The sequence below is a fragment of the Microbacterium sp. ISL-103 genome, from assembly GCF_018613995.1.
Classification (GTDB): Bacteria; Actinomycetota; Actinomycetes; order Actinomycetales; family Microbacteriaceae; genus Microbacterium.
In genome coordinates, this window is sequence record NZ_JAGGPD010000069.1 from 1 (window position 1) to 4,025 (window position 4,025).

5 protein-coding genes are annotated in these 4,025 nt (G+C 65.0%); 2 read left to right on the forward strand and 3 right to left on the reverse strand.

Annotation, left to right across the window (positions count from 1 at the left end):
• Positions 1-94 precede the first annotated feature (94 nt).
• Complete coding sequence (locus J7E68_RS03190) at positions 95-784, reverse strand: response regulator transcription factor (protein WP_311416172.1); 690 nt, start codon at positions 782-784, stop codon at positions 95-97.
• A 93-nt stretch (positions 785-877) separates the two neighbouring features.
• Here J7E68_RS03190 and J7E68_RS03195 point away from each other — a divergent pair, with 93 nt between their 5' ends.
• Positions 878-1,480: a pyridoxamine 5'-phosphate oxidase family protein gene (locus tag J7E68_RS03195; protein ID WP_215169786.1), complete on the forward strand. Its 603-nt coding sequence runs from the start codon at positions 878-880 to the stop codon at positions 1,478-1,480.
• Positions 1,481-1,647: 167 nt separating this feature from the next.
• Here the strand turns inward: J7E68_RS03195 and J7E68_RS03200 are convergent, their stop codons facing one another.
• Both J7E68_RS03200 and J7E68_RS20090 read right to left on the reverse strand, forming a co-directional pair.
• On the reverse strand, positions 1,648-2,097 hold the full coding sequence (locus J7E68_RS03200; RefSeq protein ID WP_215169788.1) for a universal stress protein: 450 nt from the start codon (positions 2,095-2,097) through the stop codon (positions 1,648-1,650).
• Entirely contained in the window at positions 2,094-2,771 is a 678-nt protein-coding gene (locus J7E68_RS20090; RefSeq protein WP_215169790.1) for a universal stress protein, read from the reverse strand. The genes J7E68_RS03200 and J7E68_RS20090 overlap by 4 nt, the downstream gene beginning before the upstream one ends.
• Positions 2,772-2,792: 21 nt before the next feature.
• Between J7E68_RS20090 and J7E68_RS20095 the strand changes: the two genes are divergently transcribed.
• The coding region (locus J7E68_RS20095) for a GAF domain-containing protein (RefSeq protein WP_215169792.1) at positions 2,793-4,025 on the forward strand (1,233 nt) is incomplete at its 3' end.

Sequence of the window (4,025 nt, forward strand, 5' to 3'; positions counted from 1 at the left end):
CGGAGAAGAGTCAAGCGGCAGACGCGGCCTGGGCCTCACCACACGTGACATACGTGGACAACCGCATCGAGGTGCGCGCTCGTGACGGCAGGACCTAGGGGGCTCGATGGTCGAACCCGCGGCTCGCCCTCTCGGCCTGAAGCACCGCCGCCTGCGTGCGCCGCTCGAGACCCAGCTTGTTCAACAGAGATGAGACGTAGTTCTTGACGGTCTTCTCCGCAAGGCCGAGCCGGTCGCCGATCTGCCGGTTGGAGAGCCCCTCAGCGATGAGGGCGAGGACCTCCTTCTCGCGCATGCTCAGAGCACCGAAGCGAGGATCAGCAGTGTCGGCACGATCGACGGTGCCAGTGACATGGCGCACCATGGAGGGTTTGATCAGCCGTCGGCCCTGCGCGACGGCGCGGATCGAGTGAAGTAGTTCATCGGTGCGGAGCGTCTTCATCAGGTAGCCGGCCGCGTCTCCGAGAACGGCAGCGAACAAGGCATCGTCGTCATCGAACGCCGTGAGTATCAGACACTGCACCTGCGGGTGTGTTTGGCGGATCTCACGACACAGATCGATGCCACTGCCGTCGGGGAGATGTACGTCCAAAACCGCCACATCCGGCAGAGTCGCGGCGATGACCGCTCGTGCATCGTGAACCGTTGCTGCTTCACCGACGACGCTGAGATCAGACTGCGTCTCGAGAAGATCCGCAATCCCGCGCCGCACCATCTCATGATCGTCTACGNNCAGAGTACAACTCCGCGGTGACACTCCCTCGGGACTTTCGACCCTGCTCACAGGAAGGTGTCGGCGATTGACTGGACGCGTCTCGACCACCGACGGCAACACGTCGGCGGCTGATCCGAAGACCCGATGCTCAGGAGACCCACCATGGCGAATGATGACCCCAACCCGTACTACCGGGAGCCACCGACCGCGCCGGAGACGGCCGCGTCAGCCGGTGTGGAGGAGATCGGAACAGCCGCTTGTTGGAAACTGGTCGAGGCGAACTCGCTCGGTCGACTTGCGATTCAGAACATCGACGGACGCCCTGATTTGTTTCCCCTCAACTACCTCGTGCATGAGGGCAGCGTGTTCATGAAATCGGCGCCTGGGGCTAAGCTGCGAAGCCTTGCCGGGCATCCGGACGTCGCTCTCGAGATCGACGGGGTGGACGGCGCGTTCCAGTGGAGCATCGTGATCCGCGGACACGCGACGCGCATGGACACCGATGCTGACATCGAAGCCTCCGGCGTTCTCACGCTTGCATCTGACAGTCCCACGGCGAAGCACAACTACGTGCGCCTCGTACCCGACACCGTGACGGGCCGCCGCTTCCCTGTCCGCAGCCCGTCCGCGACGCGGAGGGACGTCCCATCCGCTTCCGCTTCGGGCAGGCGCGCACGTGACGAGCACGTCGATCAAGGTGCTCCAGGGGCACGGACGGCCGATAAGCCGCAGCCCATCCCTCACCTCCCGCCGTGGGGCGGATAACTCGTCGACACTACGCCACCGCACCCGAAAGGGGCGTGGTCAGCCGCCTCTCATGGGGCTTCTCCGTTCGCAGGGTGTGGGGCCTTGGGAAATGAGGAAGGGCGGCGCCGAGGGGGGACGTGGGCAGGGGTGGTGCTTCGGGCAGACCACCCCTGCCCATACGAACGTCAGCCGACCGACCCGTTCGGCGTATGCACGATCAGAACCGGGCAACGCGCGTGGGATGCACAGGCGGCACTTACCGAACCGAGCAGGAGCCTCGAGAATCCGCCGCGTCCGCGGCTTCCCACGACGAGGATGGCGGCGCGATCGCTTTGTTCGAGAAGTACGGCAGCGGCCGGGCCGGGAACGGCAGACGGGCTGAACCGCTCCGGAGGGGATCCTTGAAAGGCCTCCTGCATCGCGTCTTCTAGCAGGCGTTCCGCATCTGCCTTCGGCGACCAGTCGGTGCTCGGATCGAAAAGATCCAGCGTCACCGGATAGGTCCACGCGATGATCGCTTGCAATGGTGTGCGGAGTGCTGTCGCGATCGTCGCGGCGCGGATGAGCGCCTCAACCGACGATGCGGACCCGTCTACCCCGACGACTACGGGCGGAGTGTTTGCGTTGTCGCTCATGAATTCTGGACCGATCCCGGTGAGATGCGGTCGGCGGCAGTGCGCCGCACGACGAGGACAGGGGCATCGATATTCACGAGGACGTCGTGCGTCACAGCGCCGAGCGCGTGCCCGGCGCCACGTGGGCGCCCTGCCCCTACGACGAGGAGTGCGGCGTTACGCGAGGCGTCGAGCAGTGCCTCGGCGGGCGGTCGCTGCGTGTGACGCGTTCGAACCCTCGTGACCGCATCGACCATGCTCTCCACGGCAGCGACGCGAGCCGCGATGGTCGCGCGCGTTTCGACCGTGGCAGGAATCACCCCGCTGAAGGACGAATGGATGAGTTCGATCGGCTCCTGGCGGGCCCGGGCCTCACCGGCGGCAGCGCCGACGATAGCGGTCATGAGATCGTCGTCCTTCACGCCGGCGACGATTCCCCGTCGGAAACGTAGATCGATTGTCGGGATAACCGCCACAGAGCACGGCGCCTCGGCGGCGATCTGCAGACTCACGGTGCCGAAAACGCGGCTATGAATGAATCCGGTCTTGCCCGTACCGATGACCAGAACGTCATCGGCAGTCACGAAGCGGGTGAGCGCTTCAGGAACCCGCCCCCCGATATGGACGATGTCCGTTTCTTTCGTGCCGACCTTAAGACCCGGCGTTTGCTCCGTAGCGCCACCACCGACGTGCACTCGCACCAGCGGAACGCCATCATGGCGGGCGTGGGATTCTGCCCACCGTCCTGCGGCAGCCGCGTCGGAATCGCCGACGCCAAGTACATATCGAGCGGGCATGCGTGCATCGCCTTCACAGATCAGATCGGGCACTCACACCATGCTGCGACCTGCGTCACCGCTCGCACAGAGGCGAAGGTCCCCCGAGCGGCGTTTGAGAGTAAGGTCATCACCAGCGGGAGCCCGGAAGGGAATGTGATGGCCGACGATCACCTCCACGTACCTGGCCGGCGACGAACGGACCCAGATGACACGATCGGGGAAATACTGGATCGTGCCCATCTCGTCCTCGCTGATCAGGGACGACTGAGAAGTCTTCTGCGCGCCAACCAGGCCGTCGTAGAGGACATCGAACTCGAGCACGTGCTCCGTCATATCGCGGAAGCAGCCGTCGCCCTGGTGGAAGCGCAGTACGGCGCGCTCGGCGTCATCGACCGCGACGGAGGCCTCGAGCAATTCATCCATGTAGGCATGGAGGAGGAGCTGGCCCACCAGATCGGACACCTTCCGGAGGGGCTGGGCATTCTCGGGGCGGTCATCGAGAACGAACATCCCATCCGGCTCGACGATCTCGGAGAAGACCCGCGGTCAGTCGGGTTCCCCGCGCATCACCCCCCGATGCGCAGCTTTCTCGGGGTGCCCATTCGCGTACGAGACGAAATCTACGGAAACCTGTACCTCACCAACCCAGCCGCGGGCTCGTTCTCGGAAGAGGACGAGGAGCTCGTGCTCGCCCTCGCATCGACAGCGGCGATCGCGATCGACAACGCGCGACGCTTCGAGGAGTCACGGAGGCTGCAGCGGCTGAGCGGTGCACTCGCGGAGATCAATGCTGCCCTCCTGTCACCCGACGCGGGCGACGTGTTCGGTGTTCTCGCAGAACGCGTGGCGACACTGGTTGACGCCGATGTGGTGTGCATCGTGGTCGCAGACCCGCTCACGGGCGACTACCGCATCGAGACCGCTCGCGGGTTCGGCGCCGAATCTCTCGAGGGCGCTGAGGTCCCTGCCAGTAACACCCTGATCTCAGCGGCCATGTCCGGCGGAGGTGTCGTCGTGGCCGACGGAGTCACCGAGATCCTGTCGGAGCAGCAGCAGGACACCGGTGGATCGACGGTGGCCGTGCCACTGATCGCCACCGGCGAACCTGTCGGTGCACTCTGCGTGACTCGCGATGAGAGCGGTCGTCGGTTCTCGCCCGAGGATCTTTCC